Below are 19,112 nucleotides of genomic sequence, written 5' to 3'. Positions count from 1 at the left end.
TCCCGCCGGCTTCTCCCCGCGTTCGCAGAATTGGGCAGGTTTGTCATGCGCAGAAGTGCCAGTCGGGCCCGGCGGGTCCGCTTCTCCCGGGTCACCGCGGTGGTGCTCGCCGCCGTCATGCTCGGCTCCGGCGGCACGGCGGTCGCCGCGCCGATGGGACGGCCCGGAGGCTGGTCGGTCCCGCCGGCACCGAAGGAGAAGAGCATCCCGGTGCACCCGGTCGTGACCGGGAAACTGCCCGAGCTCAAGGTCGGCACGGCGCCGGCCGTGGCGCCGGTCTGGCCGGCCGCCGGGGAGTTCGACGTCGACCTGGCGCCGGCCGCGCAGCAGCAGCGCGTCGCGGACTCCCCGCTGCGGCTCGGCCGGGCCGCGGTGGCCGCCAAGCCCGGCAAGGCGCACGTCAAGGTCGCCGACCACAAGGCCGCCGAGGCGCTCGGGCTCGAGGGCGTCGTCCTGTCGGTCACCGGCGCCACCGACGGCCCCGTCCGGGTCGGGCTGGACTACAGCGGGTTCGCAGGCGCTTTCGGCGGCGGCTGGAGCGACCGGCTCCGGCTGTTCGCGCTGCCGGCGTGCGCACTGTCCACACCGGACAAACCGCAGTGCCGCACGCGCACGCCCATCGCCGGTTCGGCCAACGACGCCAAGGCGAAGCAGGTGAGCGCCGAGGTCGCGCCGAGCGGGCAGACGCAGGTGCTCGCGGCCACGGCCGCCGCGGCCGGTTCGGCCGGCTCGACGACGGCGATGCCGCTCTCGGCGGCCGGTGACTGGTCCGGCGGCGGATCGGGCGGCGACTTCTCCTACAGCTACCCGTTCACCGCGCCCAAGGCCCCGAACGGCGCCGCGCCCAACCTCGCGCTGAGCTACTCCTCGGGCAGCATCGACGGCCTGACCTCGGCGACGAACAACCAGGCTTCCTGGATCGGCGACGGGTGGGACTTCACGCCGGGCGGCTTCATCGAGCGCCACTACAAGGGCTGCAGCGAGGACCTGGGCGGCAACAACGGCCAGACGAAGACCGGGGACCAGTGCTGGGGCCCCGACAACGCGTCGCTCGTGCTCGGCGGCCGGTCGACGCAGCTGATCAAGATCAACGACACGCTGTGGCGGCCCAAGAGCGACGACGGGTCGAAGGTCGAGCTCCTGACCGGCGCGGCGAACGGCGTCTCCCGCGGTCAGCACTGGCGCGTCACCACCGGTGACGGCACCCAGTACTACTTCGGCCTCAACCACCTGCCCGGCTGGGCGAGCGGCAAGCCGGAGACGCAGTCCGCGTGGACGGTCCCGGTGTTCGGCAACAACGACGGCGAGGACTGCTACAAGCCGAACGACTTCGCGCACTCGTGGTGCCAGCAGGCGTGGCGCTGGAACCTCGACTACTCCGTCGACCCGCACGGCAACGTCAGCACCTTCTACTACCAGCCGGAGAAGAACTCCTACGGGCTGAACCTCAACGTCACCTCGGCCGGCACGCCGTACGTGGCGGGCGGCTACCCGCTGCGCGTCGAGTACGGCCTGCGGCTGGTGAACGGCAGCGTCTACGGCAGCGGCCCGACGAACCAGGTTCTGTTCGACACGGCCGAGCGGTGCATCCCGGACGCCTCCTTCGACTGCGCCCCGGCGAAGCTGACCGCCGCGAACGCGGCGCACTGGCCCGACGTCCCGTTCGACCAGATCTGCGCCGACGGCGCGACCTGCGATTACGGCGCGCCGGCCTTCTTCACCCGCAAGCGCCTGACGGCGGTCCGCACCCAGTACTTCACCGGCACCGCCCCGCACGACATCGACCAGTGGGACCTCGTCCAGTCCTACCCCGGGTCGGGGGACAACGCCCCGCCCGCGCCGTGGCTGAACTCGGTCACCCACACCGGCAAGGCGGGGGCCACGCCGATCACCCTGCCGCCGACCCAGTTCGACCGCTACATCTTCCCCAACCGCGTCGACACGCTCGGCGACAAGTACGCGGCGATCACCCGCAGCCGGCTCAAGGAGATCCGCACCGAGACCGGCAGCCGGATCTCCGTGATCTACTCGGCGCAGGACTGCGTCCCCGGCACGAAGATGCCGGCGTCGCCGCAGACGGACAAGTACCGCTGCTACGCCTCCTACTGGAGCCCGCCCGAGGCGAAGGACCCGGTGCTGGACTGGTTCCACAAGTACGTCGTCACCGACGTCACCGAGGACGACGGGCCCGGGGACGCGATCCCGGTCGAGACCCACTACAGCTACCCGGCGGACAGCGCGGCCTGGCACTACGACGACAGCCAGTTCACCCCGGACGACCGCCGCACCTGGAACCAGTGGCGCGGCTACAACGTGGTGACCACGTCCATCGGCGCCCCGGGCGCGACGCAGACCGTGACCGAGTCCCTCTACCTGCGGGGCATGGACGGCGAGGTGGTCACCGACTCCGACGGCGGCACGATCACCGACCAGGACCCGCTGCAGGGCTTCCTGCGCGAGTCGCGGACGAAGCTGGCCGACGGCCGGACCGTCGACTCGGCTTCGGTCAACGACCCGTGGCTGCGCGGCCCGACGGCGACCAGCTCCGACGGGCGCCTCAAGGCGTACCTGATCGACACCGCTTCGGTGCGCGGCCGGACGCTGCTCTCGGACGGCAAGACCTACCGGCGCACGCAGGTGAAGAAGGCGTTCAACGACAACGGGATGACCACCCAGGTCGAGGACCTCGGCGACACCTCGGTGCCCGGCGACGACACCTGCACCAACACGACCTACCTCGCGAACGACGCCGGCATGTTCGACCGGTCGAGCGAGGTCGTGATGTTCGGCGGTACCTGCGCCGGGACCCAGACGGCGGCGAACAGCATCACCGACGTCAAGGTGGCCTACGACCACCAGGCCGTCGGGACGCCGCCGACCAAGGGCGACATCACCGAGCAGGACACCCTCGACACCTGGGACGCCGCCGGTAAGCACTACGTCGCCACGGCGAAGAACGGCTACGACGACCTGGGCCGCGAAACCGAGGCGTGGGACGTCTTCGGCAACCTGACCAAGACCGAGTTCACCGGCGGCCCGGTCACCCAGATCAAGACGACCAACCCGCTCGGCTGGACGTCGACGACCACCCTGGAACCCGCGCGCGGCAACCCGACGACGTCCGCCGACGTCAACAGCGTCCGGACGGACGTCGACTACGACGCGCTCGGCCGGAAGACGGCGGTCTGGAACCCGGGCCGGACGAAGGGCAGCCAGACGGCGAGCGCGACGTTCGAATACGGGCTGAGCCAGACCGGCCCGATCTTCGTGCGCACGAAGACGTTGCAGGACACGAACTCCTACACCGATTCGTACACGATCTACGACAAGCTCGGCCGGCTCCGGCAGACGCAGGTGCCGGCGCAGGGCGGCGGCCGGATCATCGCCGACACCCTGTACGACTCCCGCGGCCTGCAGTTCAAGACGAACGCCCCGTTCTACAACGACGCTTCGGGGCCGAACGAGACCCTCGTCGGTGCCGCCGACGACGTGGTGATGGCGCAGACGGTCACCGAGTACGACCGCCGGGCGCGGCCGACCGCGTCGATCCTGATGTCCAAGGCCGTCGAGCAGTGGCGGACTTCCACCCGGTACGAGGGTGAGCGGACCACGACGATCCCGCCCGCGGGCGGCTCACCGTCCACAGTGGTCACCGACGCGCAGGGGCAGACCGTCCAGCGGCTGCAGTACACCAACGGCTACACCCCGGGCGGCGCGAACCCGGCCGACGTCACGACGTACGCCTACAACGCCGCCGGCGCGATGACGTCGCTGCAGGACTCGTCGGGCAACGTCTGGACGACGAAGTACGACCTGCGCGGCCGCAAGGTCGAGCAGAACGACCCGGACGCCGGGCGCTCGACGTTCACCTACGACCAGGCCGGGCAGCTCAAGACGACCACGGACGCCCGGAACCAGACGCTGGTCTACACCTACGACACGCTCGGCCGGAAGGTCCGCGAGAACAAGGATTCCGACACCGGTCCGCAGCTGGCGAGCTGGACCTACGACACAGTGCTGCACGGGCTCGGCCTGCCGGCTTCGTCGACGCGCTGGGACGGCTCCGACGGCTACACGAACCGCGTCGTCGCCTACGACGGGTTCAGCAGGCCGACCAAGACGGCCGTCGACATCCCCGCCAAGGAGGACGCACTCAAGGGCACTTACGAGTTCTCGACGGCATACACGGCGACGGGCGCCATCGCGAAGACCGTGAGCCCGGCGGCGGGGAACCTGCACCAGGAAAACATCATCCACGACTACACCGACCTGGGCCTGCCGTCGACGACGTACGCGCTCGACGCGTCGACCGGGGCGCGCACGGACCTGGTGTCGTCGACCGGGTACACGTCCCTCAACGAGATGTCGACGCTGCAGCTGGACGGCCTGACGTCGGTGGCGAACGTCGGCGTGACCCAGACCTACGACCAGGTCACCCGGCGCCCGCAGACCACGACGGTCACCCGGGAGACGCAGGTCGCGCCCGAGCTGTCGAAGCGGACCTACACCTACGACCCGGCGGGCAACGTCCGGAAGATCGCCGACACCCCGGCCGGCTCGACGGCCGACATCCAGTGCTTCGACTACGACTACCTGCAGCGGATGTCGGACGCGTGGACCCCGTCGTCGGGCGACTGCGCGACGGCGAAGTCGGCGTCCGCGCTGAGCGGGGCGGCGCCGTACTGGAACACCTACACCTTCGACAAGACCGGCAACCGCAAGACCCAGGTCGAGCACAAGGCGGCCGGCGACGTGACGACGACGTACACGTACCCGGCTTCGGGCGCCTCGGCCGTCCGGCCGCACGCGTTGCAGAAGACGGACACGGCGGGCCCGAACGGCACGGCCACGGCGGGGTACACCTACGACAAGGCCGGCTCGGTGGAGACGCGCAACGTCGGCGGCGACACGCAGACGTTCACCTACGACGCCGAAGGCCGCACGGCGACGGAGGCGGACAAGGGCGGCCAGAGCTCGTACGTCTACGACGCGGACGGCAACCGCCTGATCGCCCACGACCCGACGGGCGCGACCCTGTCGATCGGCGACCTGGAGGTCTTCCAGACGGCGGGCACGCACGCGGCGACGGCGATCCGCTTCTACGCGCACGGCGGCACGCAGGTGGCCGAGCGGGTGGGGACGTCGGGGCTGCGGTGGATGCTGGGCGACCTGCACGGCACGAACGGCCTGTCGATCACGCAGGGGACGCTGCAGCCGAACCAGCGCTACACGGACCCGTTCGGCAACGTGCGCGCGCAGACGTCGACGTGGCCGGACAAGCACGGTTTCGTGGGCGGTTACCAGGACACGACGGGCCTGACGCACCTGGGCGCGCGTGAGTACGACCCGGTGACGGGCCGGTTCACGAAGACGGACCCGGTGCTGACGCCGGACCTGCCGCAGACGTTGAACGCGTACGCGTACGCGAACAACTCGCCGGCGACGGAGTCGGACCCGTCGGGGCTGTCGGCGTGCCACAGCATGGGTTCGGACGGGCTGCTCTGCAACCCGGGTACCCCGCAGGCCGAGGGGTGTTCGTGGAACCCGAGCTGCAACGTGGTGGGCCACCACACGCAGCAGGAGATCGACAAGCGCAGCGGAAAGACCGCCCGCGACCAGTACCTGGCCGCCCACAACGTCAACACGGCGGCCTACCGCGACGCACAGGCGGTGGCGAAGAAGTCCAAGTGGGACGTGTTCGTCGAAGCGGCGGGCGAGCTGATCAAGGGCTTGATCGGCTGGGACGACATCAAGGACTGCGTGACGCAGGGCGCCTTCGGTGCGTGCGTCCGGACGGTCATCAACTTCATCCCCTGGGGCAAGATCCTCAAGGCCGGCGAGATCATCGCGGACTTCTGGAAGGGCGCAAAGGCCCTGATCACGTTCGGCAAGGAGGTGGAGAAGGCCGAGAAGGTCATCGTCGACACGGAGAAGGTCCTGGTCGACGCGGACAAGGCCGCGAATGCGGCGGCTGATGCCGAGCACGCGGTTTCGGAAGTGGCCCACGGGGCCGAGGGGGCCAAGGGCGCCGAAAGCGCAGGTGCCGCTGAGGCCAAGGCGGCGTCGGACGCCTGCAGTTTCCCGGCGAACGTGCTCGTCCTGCTCGCTGACGGCACGACCAAGCCGATCGCCGAGGTGCGTACGGGAGACGTGGTGGTCGCCACCGATCCGGAGACGGGCAGGACCGAGCCGCACGAAGTGGTCGGAACCGACGTCCACGGCAACGAGGTCGAGCGGACGGAGATCACCGTCAGGTCCGGGGCCGGAGAGGGAACGATCTCCGCCACGGACTGGCATCCCTTCTGGGTGAACGACGAGAACAACTGGGTGGAGATCGGGGACCTCGCGGTCGGAGACCACCTGCGATCGGCCGACGGCAGTGATGCGGTCGTCGAATCCGTCCGGCATTTCGAGGACGACTCGCCGGTCTACGACCTCACGGTCGATGAGGTGCACGACTTCTACGTCACTGCCGGCGGCGCGTCCACCCTGGTGCACAACTGCCCGGCAGCTGGTGGCGGCCAGAGCCGGAACGCGCCGATCCTGGGCAAGAAGCAATCCGACCAGTTGGCGCGGGCGCTGGGCTACAGTCCGACCAAGGTCAACTCCGCAGGCAAGACCAAGATCTGGATCAACAAGAAGGCGCCTGCTGCCGAGCGTTACATCACCCAGGACCGGACTGCGCACGCCGGCGCGCTCTACAAGGCCGGCCCGACTGCCGAATCGCTGCAGACGACCGCAAGCACCCTCCGGAGCGGATCGTATGATCTCGGCTATTCAAGAGGTGTGGGTCCGTTCCTGACATGGGTGGCCAAGTGACGTCTGTGGTGCTAGTCGCCAAGTACGACGAGGCGGCGCGCAAAGGTGAGGTCGAGGACTGGACGTCGAACGACGACATCGGGGCCGGATTCGCCGGCGAGGTACTCTCGGCCGCCGAGTACTACCGGGTCGAGGATCGCTATGTCGACTTCGTCCGGTCACTCGCGATGTCTTGCGGCGTCACCGAGTTCGTCATCAGGGCCGCGATGGTGACGAAGGCACTGCCCCCCTGGGTCCCCTCGCTGCGAAGCGGGGTGGTAGTCGATCTGCGGACGGCCATGGAGCTCGTCCGGCGCATGCTTCGGATCGGCGACTTTTCGTGCGTGCTCTGTCATGACGAACTGTCGGTCAGTGTGGAAACGGATTTCTACCTCGCGGTGCAAGCCGACCACGCGAAGCTCGCAGGGTCTGCCCAGCGTTTCGACCTGCACCTGTATCCAGCTGATGGCTGGTCGTGGTTCGAGCTGGAGGACGACGCGGCCGTGCTCGGCAAGCTCGACCACCACCGTTTCCTGGACCACGTACGGCTTTCCCGTGGTGCGGACGAGCCGATCGTTCTCCTGGAACGCTGGGCCAATGGGCCCGGTGGGCAGCGCTGGCATCTCGTTCGTGGTCGCGACTCGCTCGACTGGGTGATGGAGCTACCTCCGGGGGTGGCTCTGGCGGCCCTGCCCGACGTGCGGATCAGGTGGGTCCCCCGGCGGGGCGTCGTCTCGGAAATCGGTGCCGAACTGGGCGATGACGAGCCTGTCGTGGTCGTCGCGCGGCCGCAGGCCGAGGTCGGTTCCGTGCTCGAGGCTGTCGTCCTTTCGGGTGGTGCCTACCAGGCAGAGGATGCCGATCTGCCGCCCGGCGGTGAGCTCGGGTGGTTCGCCTATCCGGACATCAGCGGAGCGGCCGGCCACTCACTCGCCGGAGTGACCTCGGAGCGGAACGGTGAGGTCGACGCACTGTGGGACACAGACCTCACGCTGATCCGCTGACCCGGCTCAGCTCAGCAACGCGGTCACCGCGGCATGCGCCTTCTCCGCATCAGGCGCATCCCCGGTGATCACGTCCGTGTACACAAAGGACTCGCCGATCCGCACCAGCAGGTAAGCCAGGTCCGGCACCGGCAACGGCGGCTCCAGCCGGCCCGCCTCGACCTCCGAGGTCAGCAGTTCGGCGAGCCGGGAGGTCGTCCGCTGCTGGCACACGCTCGCCCGCGTCGTCAGCAGCCGCAGGGCCCGCTCCGGCTCCCGCCGCAAGAAGTCCCGGAACGGCGGTGAGTCGTTCGCGAACCGGACATACCCGCTCACGAAGTCCGCTACTCCCGCGGCTCCACGCCCCGCGCAAGACGGCAACAGCCGAGCGATCGAAGCCGACGACAGCGACCACAGGATCTCCCCGAGCAGCAGGTCACGGGACCCCACTCGCCGGTGCAGCGTCGCCCGGCTGATCGACAGCGCCTCCGCCAGTTCGCCCATGTCGACCCGCCGGCCGGCCAGGAACCAGTCGCGTGCCAGTTCGAACGCGTGAGACATATGTCAGAATGTCTCACATCGAGCAGCGGACGGCGAGAGGGACAGCGACATGCGCGCAGTGCAGGTGACCGAGTTCGGCGGGCCCGAGGTGCTCACCCCCGTCGAGCTGCCCGACCCGGTGGCCGGCCCCGGCGAGGTGCTCATCGACGTCGAGCGCATCGGCGTCAACTACGCCGACACCCACCAGGCCGAGAACTCCTACCTCGCGCCGTCCCAGCTGCCGCTCGTCCCTGGCGGCGAGGTCGTGGGGACCCACGACGGCAAGCGCGTCGTCGCCCTGCTCAACGGCGGTGGCGGGTACGCCGAGAAGGCCGTCGCGCCCAAGGCCACGACCATTCCCGTCCCCGACGGCATCGACGACCTCACCGCGCTGTCCATGCTGGTCCAGGGCACCACCGCCTGGATCCTGCTCCGCAAGAACTCCCACCTCGAACCGGGCGAATCGGTTGTCGTGCACGCCGCGGCCGGCGGCGTGGGGACCGTCGCCGTTCAGCTCGCCAAGGCCTGGGGTGCCGGGCGCGTCATCGCCACCGCCAGCAGCGAGGAGAAGCGCGCGCTCGCCCTCGAGCTCGGCGCGGACGTCGCCATCGACTCGCGTGCCGAGGACATGACCGCCGCGCTCATCGAGGCGAACGACGGCCGCCGCGTCGACATCGTGCTCGACATGGTCGGCGGGACGACGACCGATCAGAGCATCGCCGCGCTCGCGCCGTTCGGGCGCCTCGCCTTCTACGGCATGGCCGGGCGCGAGAACCCGAAGCCGGTCGAACTGCGCAACGTCCTCGGCCACAGCACCACCATCAGCGGCATGTGGCTGCCGCACGTCTTCCGGCTGCCCGGCAACGTCTTCGGGACCGCCTTGACCGACCTGTTCGGGCTCGTCCGGGAAGGCAAGCTCAAGGCGATCCCGGGCGGCGAGTACGCGCTCTCGGACGCCCGGGGCGCGCACGAGGCCCTGCGCTCCCGCCAGACCGTCGGCAAGCTACTGCTCGACCCCGGCAAGTAGGCGTTCCAGGGGTGCCGCCTTGTGGAGGCACTCCTGCCACTCCGCCTCCGGGTCCGAATCCGCCGTGATCCCGCCGCCGACCCCCAGCGAAATGGCACCGGACGCGATCTCGAACGTCCGGATCGCGACGTTCAGCTCCAGCCCGGCCACCGGTGACACCAGCCCGATCGCGCCCGTGTAGACACCGCGTCCGCACGGCTCCAGTGCCGCGATCAGGTCCAGTGCGCGGATCTTCGGCGCGCCCGTCACCGAGCCGGGCGGGAACGTCGCGGAAAGCAGCGCCGAATCCGACACCGAGGGCCGGAGCACCCCGGTCACCGTCGAGTCCAGGTGCCAGACCCCCGGCGCCGGGCGGACCTGCAGCAGCGACGGCACCGTCACCGACCCCACCTCGCACACCCGGCCGAGGTCGTTGCGCACCAGGTCGGTGATCATCACGTTCTCCGCGACGTCCTTGGCGGACTGTCGCAGCAGGACGGCGTTCCCGTCGTCCTCCGGTCCGCGGCGGGGGAGCGTGCCCTTGATCGGCGTCGAGCGCACCGCGCGCCCGTGGCGCTCGAGGAACAGCTCCGGCGAGAACGAAACCACCGATCCCCACGACCCCGCCAAGTAGGCCGCGCGCCGGGGTGCCAAGGAACGCACCCCGGCGGCGAACAACGCCGCGGAAGACCCCGAGAACCGGCCCGTGAACCGCGCGCAGATGTTGGCCTGGAACAGCTCGCCGGCCTCGATCGCGTGCACGCACGCCTTCACCGCGTCCCGGTGCTCCGACGGCAGCGGCCGCCGCAGCGGCTCCGCCGTCCAGGAAAGCGCGGGCACGTCGGCGGCCAGCAGCGACTCCATTGTGGACACCGAGGGGCCGCCGCCGTCCAGGGATTCCAGGTAGCAGGTGCCCGAATCGGACCAGCGCAGCACGTGGTCCGCCCAGCCCCAGGCCGACGCCGGCAGCGCGCCGGTGCGGCCCGAAGGATCCGCCAGGTCGTAGGCCAGGTACCCGAACCACCCGCCGCCGAGCACGCCCGGCGGGGCGTCGACCTCCGGCGCGAAGGGCGGCAGCGCGGACGGGGAGACCGAAAGTGACGGCGCGATCACGGCCCGGGAAGAAAACCAATCCCCGGACAGCATCGCGGGTGGCGGCCACCCCCGGGAAGCGGCGTGGTGGGCGAGTACCGAGAAAGCGCGCGACGGCGTCAGGTTCGTCCGGAGCGGCCTGCTCGTCACGCGCATGGCGACATACCACCACACGTCAGAGCAGCAAGTCGCCCAATGTGAACGGGTACACGACGGCGTTCTGCTCCACCGGCGCGGCGATGCCGGGCACGTCCGGGGCGTACGCGTGCTGGTGCACGCCGAGCCGCGAGTGGAACCAGCCCGCCCGCCCCGGGATGCCGTTGTGCCGGACCAGCCACAGCACGACCTCGCTGTCGGCCCAGCGGTCCGGGTGCAGCCGGTGCTGCCAGCAGTCGAAGTCGGCGTAGACCAGCACCCGCTCGATGCGCGCCGCGTGCCGGACGTGCTTGATCCACGCCTTGACGAACCGGTCGTCGACGCTCGGGGCCGCCACCTCCAGCGCCGGCGCGAGCGAGCCCGGGGCGAACGCGCCGAGCCGGCTGGCCGTCCGCACGAAGAAGTCCGCCTGGTCGTGGACCGCGCCGGGCCGGGCGTAGTGCCGTCCGCCCGCGTGCAGCCCGGCTTCCTGGGCGCCGGCCAGGTTGCGCTCCGCGGCCGGGTTGCTCCAGTTGACGTTCTCGCTGATCGTCACCGACACGAACCGGGTCTGCGCGGCGCGCACGGCCTGCCAGTCGGCCACCTGCTCGCGGTGCGACAGCGAAATGCCGAGTTCACTCTCGGGCTCTGTCACGGTTCCGCCCCCGGCGCGTCGGTGGAGAGCACACCATACGTCGCCGGAGGCGGACCCGCAGTGAACACCCCGCGGTTGATCAGGCCTTTTGATCGGGCCCGTCGATCAGGCCCGTCGATCAGGCATTGTCGCGCTGGAAGGTCCGCGTCCCCCACCACAGGGACAACCCCGCCATCACCAGCACCACGACACTGCCGGTGAACAGGGCGTCCATCGAGAAGTCGCCGGCGAAGCTGTGCCGCTCGACGTCGACGACGTGCCGGAACGGGTTGATCCGCGAAACCGTGTACAGCCAGTCCGGTGCCTGCCCGGCGGTGATCGGCAGCAGGATCCCGGAGAGCAGCAGCAGCGGGATCAGGACCGCGTTGAGCAGGGCCGGGAACGTCTCCTCGCTCTTCAGCGTCAACGCCAGCGCGTAGGAGCACGACGCCAGCGACACCGCCAGCAGGAACACGATCACCAGGCTCAGCAGCACGCCGCCGACGGGGGCGTCGAGCGGGAACACCAGCGCGGCCAGCACGATGATCAGCACGGCCTGGACCACCGCCTGCAGCGCGCCGGCCAGCACCTTGCCCAGCAGCAGCGCGACCCGGCTGACCGGCGTCACGCGGAACCGCTCGACGACGCCGGCGCGGTATTCGGCCAGCAGCCCGAAGCCGACGAACGAGCTGCCGAACAGCGCCAGCTGGGCGATCAGCGCCGGGGTCAGCAGCATCCAGCCGTCCACTTCGGACAGGCCCTGGGCCTGCACGGCCCGGACCATCAGCGGCCCGAACAGGAACAGGTAGAGCAGCGGCTGCATGATCCCGATCAGCACCCAGGTCGGGTTGCGCAGCGCCGCCGTCATTTCGCGGCGGAAGATCAGCCAGGTGTCACGCAGCACGAGTGCCCTCCTCCGCTTCCCGCAGCGAACGCCCGGTCAGGGTCAGGAAAACGTCGTCGAGCGTCGGCCGGTGGACCTGGACCGACAGCATCGGGAGGCCCTTGGCGTCCAGGGCGCGCAGCAGCTCCGGCAGCGCGACGTCGCCGCGCGGCACCCGGAACCGGACCTTCCCGCCGTCGACGGACAGCTCCCGGGCGCCGGCGAGTCGTCCCGCGATCTCCGCGGCGTCCGTGGCCTGGCCGGGATCGAGGCCCACCTCGACGCGGTCGCCGTTGACCCGCGCCTTCAGCGCGTCCGGCGTCCCCTCGGCGACGATCCGGCCGTCGTCGATCACGATCAGCCGGTCCGACAGCGCGTCCGCCTCGTCGAGGTAGTGGGTGGTGAGGAAGACCGTGACGCCCTGGTCGGCGCGCAGCCGGCGGATGTGCTCCCACAGGTTGGCGCGGCTCTGCGGGTCGAGGCCGGTCGACGGCTCGTCGAGGAACACCAGGCCCGGCGAGTGGATCAGCCCGAGCGCGATGTCGAGCCGTCGCCGCTGGCCGCCCGACAGCGTCCTGGTCGGCCGCTGGTCCAGCCCGGTCAGGTCGAGCTGCTCGGCGAGGGCGGCGCCGCGCGCGATCGCGTCGGCCTTGCTCATCCGGTAGAGCCGGCCCTGCAGCTCCAGCTCGTCAGCGACCTTGCTCTCCGGCGCGCTGCCGCCGCCCTGGGCGACGTACCCGATGCGCTCGCGCACGCCCAGCGGGTCGGACAGCAGGTCGCGGCCGCCGACGGTCGCGGTGCCCGCGGTCGGCTCGAGCAGCGTGGTCAGCATGCGCAGCGTGGTCGTCTTCCCGGCGCCGTTCGGCCCGAAGAAGCCGACCAGCTCACCCGCTTCGACGTCGAGGTCGACGCCCTTGACCGCGTGGACTTCGCCCCCGGTGCGGCCTTTGCGGCGGAACCGCCGCTCGAGACCGCGTGCGGTGATCATGAGAACCCCTCTCGATGGGTAGTCAAGCTTGACTAGTCGAAGCGCACACTGTGCCCCAGCGGGATTCGCTAGTCAAACTTGATTACCGGCCGGGCGGTGCGCCGAAGACTTCGCCGGACTCGCCGGCCATCACGTAGTCGCCGGCTTCGAGCCGCTCGATCAGGCGCTGCAACCAGCTCAGGCTCGCGTCGGTGATCCCGCCCCACAGCCGGTACAGCTCGCCCACGTGCTCCGGCGTGCCCAGCCCCATGTTGACCTTCAGCTCCTCGAGCATCAGCCCCGCCTGCCGCTGCTCGGCCTCCAGGTGCACCAGCCGGTGCCGGAGCAGGTTGATCACGCGCGCCCGGGGCAGGGTGGTCATCAGCGAGATCGCGGCCGAGAGGTCGGGGTGGTTGAGCTGGGGATCGGACAGCGCCTTCGAGAGCAGGACCTGGTACTCCTGCTCGCCCTCGCCGGTGAGCCGGTAGGCGGTCCGGTCCGGCCCGCCCTCGCCCGGTTCGACGTCGACCTGCTCCAGCAGGTCTTCGGCGGTCATCTTCTTCAGCGCGTGGTAGATCGACCCGGGCTGGACGTTGGCCCACTTGTCCGCCGACCAGGTCAGCAGCTCGCGCCGCACCTGGTAGCCGTGCGCGCGGCCGTACATCCGCACCACCCCGAGCACGAGCAACCGTGTCGCCGACAACCGGGCCTCCCTCTCGACAATGCGCGTGACGCCCTCCGTAGGCTAATAAGGTATGAGCACCCCTGTGTTGACCGCGGTGGCCTGGCCCTACGCCAACGGCCCCCGCCACATCGGCCACGTGTCCGGATTCGGCGTCCCGTCCGACGTCTTCTCCCGCTACCAGCGAATGGCCGGCAACCGGGTGCTCATGGTCTCCGGCACCGACGAACACGGCACCCCGATCACGGTCCAGGCCGACAAGGAGAACTCCACCCCGCAGCTGACGGCGGACAAGTACACCCGCCAGATCGGCACCGACCTGCAGGGCCTCGGCCTCTCCTACGACCTGTTCACCCGGACCACGACCGGCAACCACGCCGAGGTGACGCAGCAGATCTTCCTGGCGCTGCACCGCAACGGCTACGTCGCGCCGAAGACCACGCGCGGGGCGATCAGCCCGTCCACCGGCCGCACGCTGCCCGACCGCTACGTCGAGGGCACCTGCCCGATCTGCGGGTACGACGGCGCGCGCGGCGACCAGTGCGACAACTGCGGCAACCAGCTCGACGCCGCCGAGCTGATCAACCCGAAGTCGCGGATCAACGGCGAGACGCCGAAGTTCGTCGAGACCGAGCACTACTTCCTCGACCTGCCGGCGTTCACCAAGACCCTCGGCGACTGGCTGGGCACCAAGACCGACTGGCGCCCGAACGTCCTCAACTTCACCAAGAACCTGATCGACGACATGCGGCCCCGGCCGATCACCCGCGACCTCGACTGGGGCGTCAAGATTCCCCTCGACGGCTGGCGCGACCAGCCGCTGAAGCGGTTCTACGTCTGGTTCGACGCGGTGATCGGCTACTTCTCGGCCAGCGTCGAGTGGGCTCGGCGCTCCGGCAACCCGGACGCGTGGCAGGAGTGGTGGAACAACCCCGACGCCCGGTCGTACTACTTCATGGGCAAGGACAACATCACCTTCCACGCCCAGATCTGGCCGGCGCTGCTGTTCGGCCACAACGGCGAGGGCGACAAGGGCGGCGAGCCCGGCAAGTACGGCAGGCTGCACCTGCCGGACGAGATCGTCTCCAGCGAGTTCCTCACCATGAGCGGCTCGAAGTTCTCGACCTCGCGCGGGCGCGTGATCTACGTCGAGGACTTCCTGCGCGACTTCGGCCCGGACACGCTGCGGTACTTCATCTCGGTCGCCGGCCCGGAGACCCAGGACACCGACTTCACCTGGGACGAGTTCGTCCGCCGGACCAACTTCGAGCTGGCCAACGAGTGGGGCAACCTGGTCAACCGGTCCATCTCGATGGCGCACAAGAACGTCGGCGCCATCCCGCGCCCGGAGGCCCCGACGGCAGCCGACGAGGACCTGAAGGCGTTGTCCCGCAAGGCGTTCGACACCGCGGGCGCGCACCTGGCCCGGTCGCGGTTCAAGCTGGCGGCGGCCGAGGCGATGAAGGTCGTCACCGCGGCGAACAAGTACATCTCCGACCAGGAGCCGTGGAAGCTCAAGGACGACCCCACGCGGCGCGACACGGTGCTGCACACCGCGCTGCAGGTCGTCTCCGACGCCAACACGCTGCTGACGCCGTTCCTGCCGCACTCGGCGCAGAAGGTGCACGAGGCCCTCGGCGGCACCGGCGTCTGGGCGGCCCAGCCGGAGCTCAAGGAGGTCGACGACCTCGACATCGACGGCCGGGTCAACCCGATCCTCACCGGCGACTACGCGAGCGAGCAGGCGAAGTGGGAGTCGAAGCCGATCGAGGTCGGCAAGCCGCTCGCCAAGCCGTCGCCGCTGTTCGCCAAGCTCGACCCCGAGCTGGGCGAGACCGGCCCGGAGTGGGCACCGATCGTCAAGGAGTAAGAGGTACGCATGGGTGAAGAGAAGCGCGAGCTGCCGCCGGTCCCGGACCGGCTCCCGGTGTCGGTGGTGGACGCGCACACCCATCTCGACGCGTGCGGCGCGGTCACCGCGGCCGATGTCACGGCCATGGTCGACCGCGCCGAGCGCGCCGGCGTCGCCCGCGTCGTCACGGTCGCGGACGACCTCGCCTCGGCCCGCTGGGCCGTCGAGGCGGCGGGCTGGGACAGGCGCGTCTTCGCCGCGGTCGCGATCCACCCGACCCGGACCAAGGAGTTCGGCGAGGCCGAGCGGGCCGAGGTCGAGCGGCTGGCGGCCGGGGACCGCGTGGTCGCCGTCGGCGAGACCGGCCTCGACTACTACTGGGACTACTCGCCGCACGACGCCCAGCAGGAGGCGTTCCGCTGGCACATCGACCTCGCGAAGCGGCTGGGCAAGCCGCTGATGATCCACGACCGCGAGGCCCACGACGACGTGCTGCGCATCTTGGCCGAAGAGGGTGCGCCGAATGCCGTAATTTTCCATTGCTTTTCCGGGGACGCCGAAATGGCGCGCAAGTGCGTCGGCGCGGGTTATGTCCTTTCCTTCGCGGGCACCGTCACGTTCAAGAACGCCAAAGGTCTCCACGAGGCGGCCCGGCTCTGCCCGCCGGGGCAGTACCTCGTCGAGACCGACGCGCCGTTTCTGACCCCCCACCCGTTCCGTGGGCGGCCGAACGAGCCGTTCGGCGCCGCCTACACCGTCCGTCACCTCGCGGCGCTCAGGGGCGAAGCTGTCCACGTGGTTGCCGAATCGGTCCGGACCACCGCCGAGCGCGTCTACCGACTCCCCAGTGTCACAACGGGTTGAACGCATTGCGACAACAGGGTTCCCTGTTCGGCCACCTGATGGAGTGACCCAGATCACGACACTCCGGGGGGTGTTTGCGGAACCCGCCGCAACCCGTTACTGTCCCGTGATCGTGCCGGTCGGACCTGCGTTCAGCAGTTGCCGATCGTCACGCCCAGTCGTAGAGACGGCGCCCCCGACCGTCGTCTCGTGAAAGGGAACGATCCCCGGTGACAGGTAGCAGACAGGCTGGAGCGCGCTCCGCCGTCCTCGAACGCAGTCATTTCGAGGACACGGCATACGGCCAGCTCGACTTCTCCGACGACCCGAACATCACGCAGCAGGACATCCTCGCCGCACTCGGCCCCGATGCCGACGCGATGATGGCCGAGATCGACGTCGACGTCGACGAGCTGATCCGGCTCATCAACGCCGAGACGACGTACCTGCCGCCGATCGTCATCCCGGACGAGATCGAGGCGGACCGGACCGCGTCCCCGCAGGCCAAGCGGGCCGCGCTCGACGAGGGTCTCCGCGAGACCACCAAGATCTGGAAGCGCCGGTTCCTCAAGGGCGCCGTCCTCAGCGTGATGATCAGCGTCGCCGGTGGCGGCGCGGCCGCGCTGGCGATGAACAAGAGCATCACCGTCGACGTCGACGGCCACCAGCAGACCGTGCACTCCTTCGGCGGCACCGTCGGCGAGGTGCTCGAGGACGCGGGCCTGTCCGTCGGCGCGCACGACTCGCTTTCCCCCTCCCCGCAGGCGGAGGTCGGCGACGGCGGCGTCATCAAGCTCGAGCGCGGGCGCCAGCTGAAGATGATCGTCGACGGCGCGGAGCACACCTCCTGGGTCCGCGCGACCCACCTCGGCGACGCGCTGTCCCAGCTCGGCATGACCGGCATGGACAAGCCCGGCACGTGGATGTCGATGCCGAAGGACGGCGAGCTGCCCCTGCAGGGCGCGACCGTCGAGATCAAGACCCTGAAGACCATCACCCTGTTCGACGGGGCCAACGCGCCGAAGCAGGTGAAGACGACCGCGGTCACGACGAAGGAGTTCCTGGGCGAGTACAAGCTCACCCTGGGCCCGGAGGACCAGGCCGAGGGCGGCCTGGACGTCAAGCTGACCGACGGCGCCGAGGTGCACCTCAGCCGCACCGGCGTCTCGACGGTGACCCAGAAGGAGTCCATCGACCCGCCCGAGCAGAAGGTCGACGACCCCGACCTCGCCAAGGGCAAGACTTCGGTCGAGGACCCCGGCACGCCGGGCGAGAAGATGGTGACCTACAAGGTCACGCAGAAGAACGGCAAAGAGGTCTCTCGCGAGAGCGTCTCCGAGAAGGTCATCACCCAGCCGAAGCCGAAGATCATCCACGTCGGCACCAAGCAGGCCCCGACCCCGGAGATCGGCGACGGTTCCGCGTGGGACCGCATCGCGCAGTGCGAGTCGGGTGGCAACTGGGCCATCAACACCGGCAACGGCTACTACGGCGGCCTCCAGTTCGACAAGCGCACGTGGGACGCCTACGGCGGCGACGAGTACGCCGCGCTGCCGAACCAGGCCTCGCGTGAGCAGCAGATCGCGGTCGCGGAGAAGGTCAAGGCCGGCCGCGGCGGCAGCTACAGCGCCTGGCCCGTCTGCGGCAAGAAGGCCTGACGCTCCACTTCCCGGAACGGCCCTCGTCCACCTCGGACGGGGGCCGTTCCGCGTGTCGTCCCGCCAATCACGCGTGTCGTCCCCTCAATCACGGGTGATGACCCTCCAATCACGCGAGCCGACCCTCCGGGTACATCAACCGACCGTCCGGGTACGTGCTCCGGCCCTCTGGGTAGGCTCGTCCGGTGGTTGAACTGCTGGGACCTGCCGAGATCCGCGGGCTGGCGGCCGAACTCGACGTGCGGCCGACGAAGAAGCTCGGGCAGAACTTCGTGCACGATCCCAACACCGTCCGCCGGATCGTCGAGCTGGCGGCCATCGCCCCCGGCGACGTCGTCCTCGAGGTCGGGCCCGGGCTCGGGTCGCTGACCCTCGGGCTGCTCGCCACCGGCGCCCACGTCGTCGCCGTCGAGATCGATCCCAAGCTCGCCGAGCGGCTGCCCAAGACTGTCGCCGAGCGGGGGCCCGACGCGGCCGGACGGCTCACCGTCATCGGTGCTGACGCCATGCGCATCACCCGCGAGCAGCTGCCCGCGCCGACCGCCCTGGTCGCCAACCTGCCCTACAACGTCGCCGTGCCGGTTGTGCTGCACCTGCTGGCCGAGGTGCCCTCGCTCCGGAAGGGCCTCGTCATGGTGCAGACCGAGGTCGCCGACCGGATGGCCGCCGGCCCCGGCAGCCGGATCTACGGCGTGCCCAGCGTCAAGCTCGCCTGGTACGGGACCGCGCGCAAGGTCGCCGCCGTGCCGCGCTCGGTGTTCTGGCCCGTGCCGAACGTCGATTCCGCGCTCGTCGCCTTCGAGCGCGGCGACACGACGGCGTCCGAAGACCGGGACCTGCTCTTCGGCCTGGTGGACGCCGCCTTCTCACAACGCAGGAAGACGCTGCGGGCCGCGCTCGCGGGCTGGGCGGGTTCGGCCGAACGCGCCGGCGAGCTGCTGACGGCCGCCGGGATCGACCCCCGGACCCGCGGCGAGCAGCTGGGCGTGCACGACTTCGCCCGGATCGCCGCCGCGCGTTAGCCGTTCCACAGTGGAAG

Annotated in this window: 13 protein-coding genes; 7 read left to right on the top strand and 6 right to left on the bottom strand. The window is 70.1% G+C overall.

The window, feature by feature from the left end; translation table 11 throughout:
* The first annotated feature begins 45 nt into the window (after positions 1-45).
* Positions 46-6,819: an RHS repeat-associated core domain-containing protein gene (locus AB0M30_RS42595; protein WP_364596833.1), complete on the top strand. Its 6,774-nt coding sequence runs from the start codon at positions 46-48 to the stop codon at positions 6,817-6,819.
* A complete protein-coding gene (locus AB0M30_RS42590; RefSeq protein WP_364596830.1) occupies positions 6,816-7,802 on the top strand; it encodes a hypothetical protein in 987 nt (328 codons plus the stop codon). The genes AB0M30_RS42595 and AB0M30_RS42590 overlap by 4 nt, the downstream gene beginning before the upstream one ends.
* 6 nt (positions 7,803-7,808) lie before the next feature.
* Here AB0M30_RS42590 and AB0M30_RS42585 read toward each other — a convergent pair whose 3' ends face one another.
* Positions 7,809-8,342 (bottom strand): QsdR family transcriptional regulator, encoded by a 534-nt coding sequence (locus AB0M30_RS42585; RefSeq protein WP_364596827.1) that lies wholly within the window; start codon positions 8,340-8,342, stop codon positions 7,809-7,811.
* A gap of 49 nt (positions 8,343-8,391) precedes the next feature.
* Between AB0M30_RS42585 and AB0M30_RS42580 the strand changes: the two genes are divergently transcribed.
* Positions 8,392-9,348, top strand: a complete 957-nt coding sequence (locus AB0M30_RS42580) for a zinc-binding dehydrogenase (RefSeq protein WP_364596824.1) — start codon at positions 8,392-8,394, stop codon at positions 9,346-9,348.
* On the opposite strand, the gene AB0M30_RS42575 is transcribed toward AB0M30_RS42580, so the two are convergent.
* From AB0M30_RS42575 to AB0M30_RS42555, 5 genes are all read right to left on the bottom strand, one after another.
* Entirely contained in the window at positions 9,325-10,575 is a 1,251-nt protein-coding gene (locus AB0M30_RS42575; protein ID WP_364596821.1) for an aminodeoxychorismate synthase component I, read from the bottom strand. The genes AB0M30_RS42580 and AB0M30_RS42575 overlap by 24 nt on opposite strands.
* A gap of 19 nt (positions 10,576-10,594) precedes the next feature.
* Positions 10,595-11,209 (bottom strand): GH25 family lysozyme, encoded by a 615-nt coding sequence (locus tag AB0M30_RS42570; RefSeq protein WP_103336876.1) that lies wholly within the window; start codon positions 11,207-11,209, stop codon positions 10,595-10,597.
* Between the two features lie 118 nt (positions 11,210-11,327).
* The gene (locus AB0M30_RS42565; protein ID WP_364596818.1) at positions 11,328-12,092 is read right to left on the bottom strand and encodes an ABC transporter permease; all 765 of its coding nucleotides are present in this window, start codon (positions 12,090-12,092) and stop codon (positions 11,328-11,330) included.
* Complete coding sequence (locus AB0M30_RS42560) at positions 12,082-13,059, bottom strand: ATP-binding cassette domain-containing protein (protein WP_364596815.1); 978 nt, start codon at positions 13,057-13,059, stop codon at positions 12,082-12,084. The genes AB0M30_RS42565 and AB0M30_RS42560 overlap by 11 nt, the downstream gene beginning before the upstream one ends.
* Before the next feature lie 82 nt (positions 13,060-13,141).
* A complete protein-coding gene (locus tag AB0M30_RS42555) occupies positions 13,142-13,741 on the bottom strand; it encodes a PadR family transcriptional regulator (protein ID WP_364596812.1) in 600 nt (199 codons plus the stop codon).
* A 52-nt stretch (positions 13,742-13,793) separates the two neighbouring features.
* Between AB0M30_RS42555 and metG the strand changes: the two genes are divergently transcribed.
* The 4 genes from metG to rsmA all read left to right on the top strand — a co-directional run bounded on the left by metG (position 13,794) and on the right by rsmA (position 19,095).
* Positions 13,794-15,590, top strand: a complete 1,797-nt coding sequence (metG, locus tag AB0M30_RS42550; RefSeq protein ID WP_364596809.1) for a methionine--tRNA ligase — start codon at positions 13,794-13,796, stop codon at positions 15,588-15,590.
* A 9-nt stretch (positions 15,591-15,599) separates the two neighbouring features.
* A complete protein-coding gene (locus tag AB0M30_RS42545; RefSeq protein WP_364596806.1) occupies positions 15,600-16,436 on the top strand; it encodes a TatD family hydrolase in 837 nt (278 codons plus the stop codon).
* A gap of 209 nt (positions 16,437-16,645) precedes the next feature.
* The gene (locus tag AB0M30_RS42540) at positions 16,646-18,073 is read left to right on the top strand and encodes a transglycosylase family protein (protein WP_364596803.1); all 1,428 of its coding nucleotides are present in this window, start codon (positions 16,646-16,648) and stop codon (positions 18,071-18,073) included.
* A 185-nt stretch (positions 18,074-18,258) separates the two neighbouring features.
* Positions 18,259-19,095, top strand: coding sequence for a 16S rRNA (adenine(1518)-N(6)/adenine(1519)-N(6))-dimethyltransferase RsmA (gene rsmA / locus AB0M30_RS42535; protein ID WP_364596800.1), 837 nt, complete (start codon positions 18,259-18,261; stop codon positions 19,093-19,095).
* Positions 19,096-19,112 lie beyond the last annotated feature (17 nt).

Source organism: Amycolatopsis sp. NPDC051716, from assembly GCF_040681595.1.
In the GTDB taxonomy this organism is placed as follows: domain Bacteria; phylum Actinomycetota; class Actinomycetes; order Mycobacteriales; family Pseudonocardiaceae; genus Amycolatopsis.
Note: the sequence above shows the minus strand (reverse complement) of the source record. Positions and strands in the feature narration are given on the sequence as shown.

What these genes read in the sequence shown, in the direction of transcription:
- AB0M30_RS42595 (WP_364596833.1), top strand. Translation starts at nt 46, where the DNA reads ATGCGCAGAAGTGCCAGTCGGGCCCGGCGGGTCCGCTTCTCCCGGGTC.
- AB0M30_RS42585 (WP_364596827.1), bottom strand. Translation starts at nt 8,342, where the DNA reads ATGTCTCACGCGTTCGAACTGGCACGCGACTGGTTCCTGGCCGGCCGG.
- AB0M30_RS42580 (WP_364596824.1), top strand. Translation starts at nt 8,392, where the DNA reads ATGCGCGCAGTGCAGGTGACCGAGTTCGGCGGGCCCGAGGTGCTCACC.
- AB0M30_RS42575 (WP_364596821.1), bottom strand. Translation starts at nt 10,575, where the DNA reads ATGCGCGTGACGAGCAGGCCGCTCCGGACGAACCTGACGCCGTCGCGC.
- AB0M30_RS42560 (WP_364596815.1), bottom strand. Translation starts at nt 13,059, where the DNA reads ATGATCACCGCACGCGGTCTCGAGCGGCGGTTCCGCCGCAAAGGCCGC.
- metG (WP_364596809.1), top strand. Translation starts at nt 13,794, where the DNA reads ATGAGCACCCCTGTGTTGACCGCGGTGGCCTGGCCCTACGCCAACGGC.
- AB0M30_RS42545 (WP_364596806.1), top strand. Translation starts at nt 15,600, where the DNA reads ATGGGTGAAGAGAAGCGCGAGCTGCCGCCGGTCCCGGACCGGCTCCCG.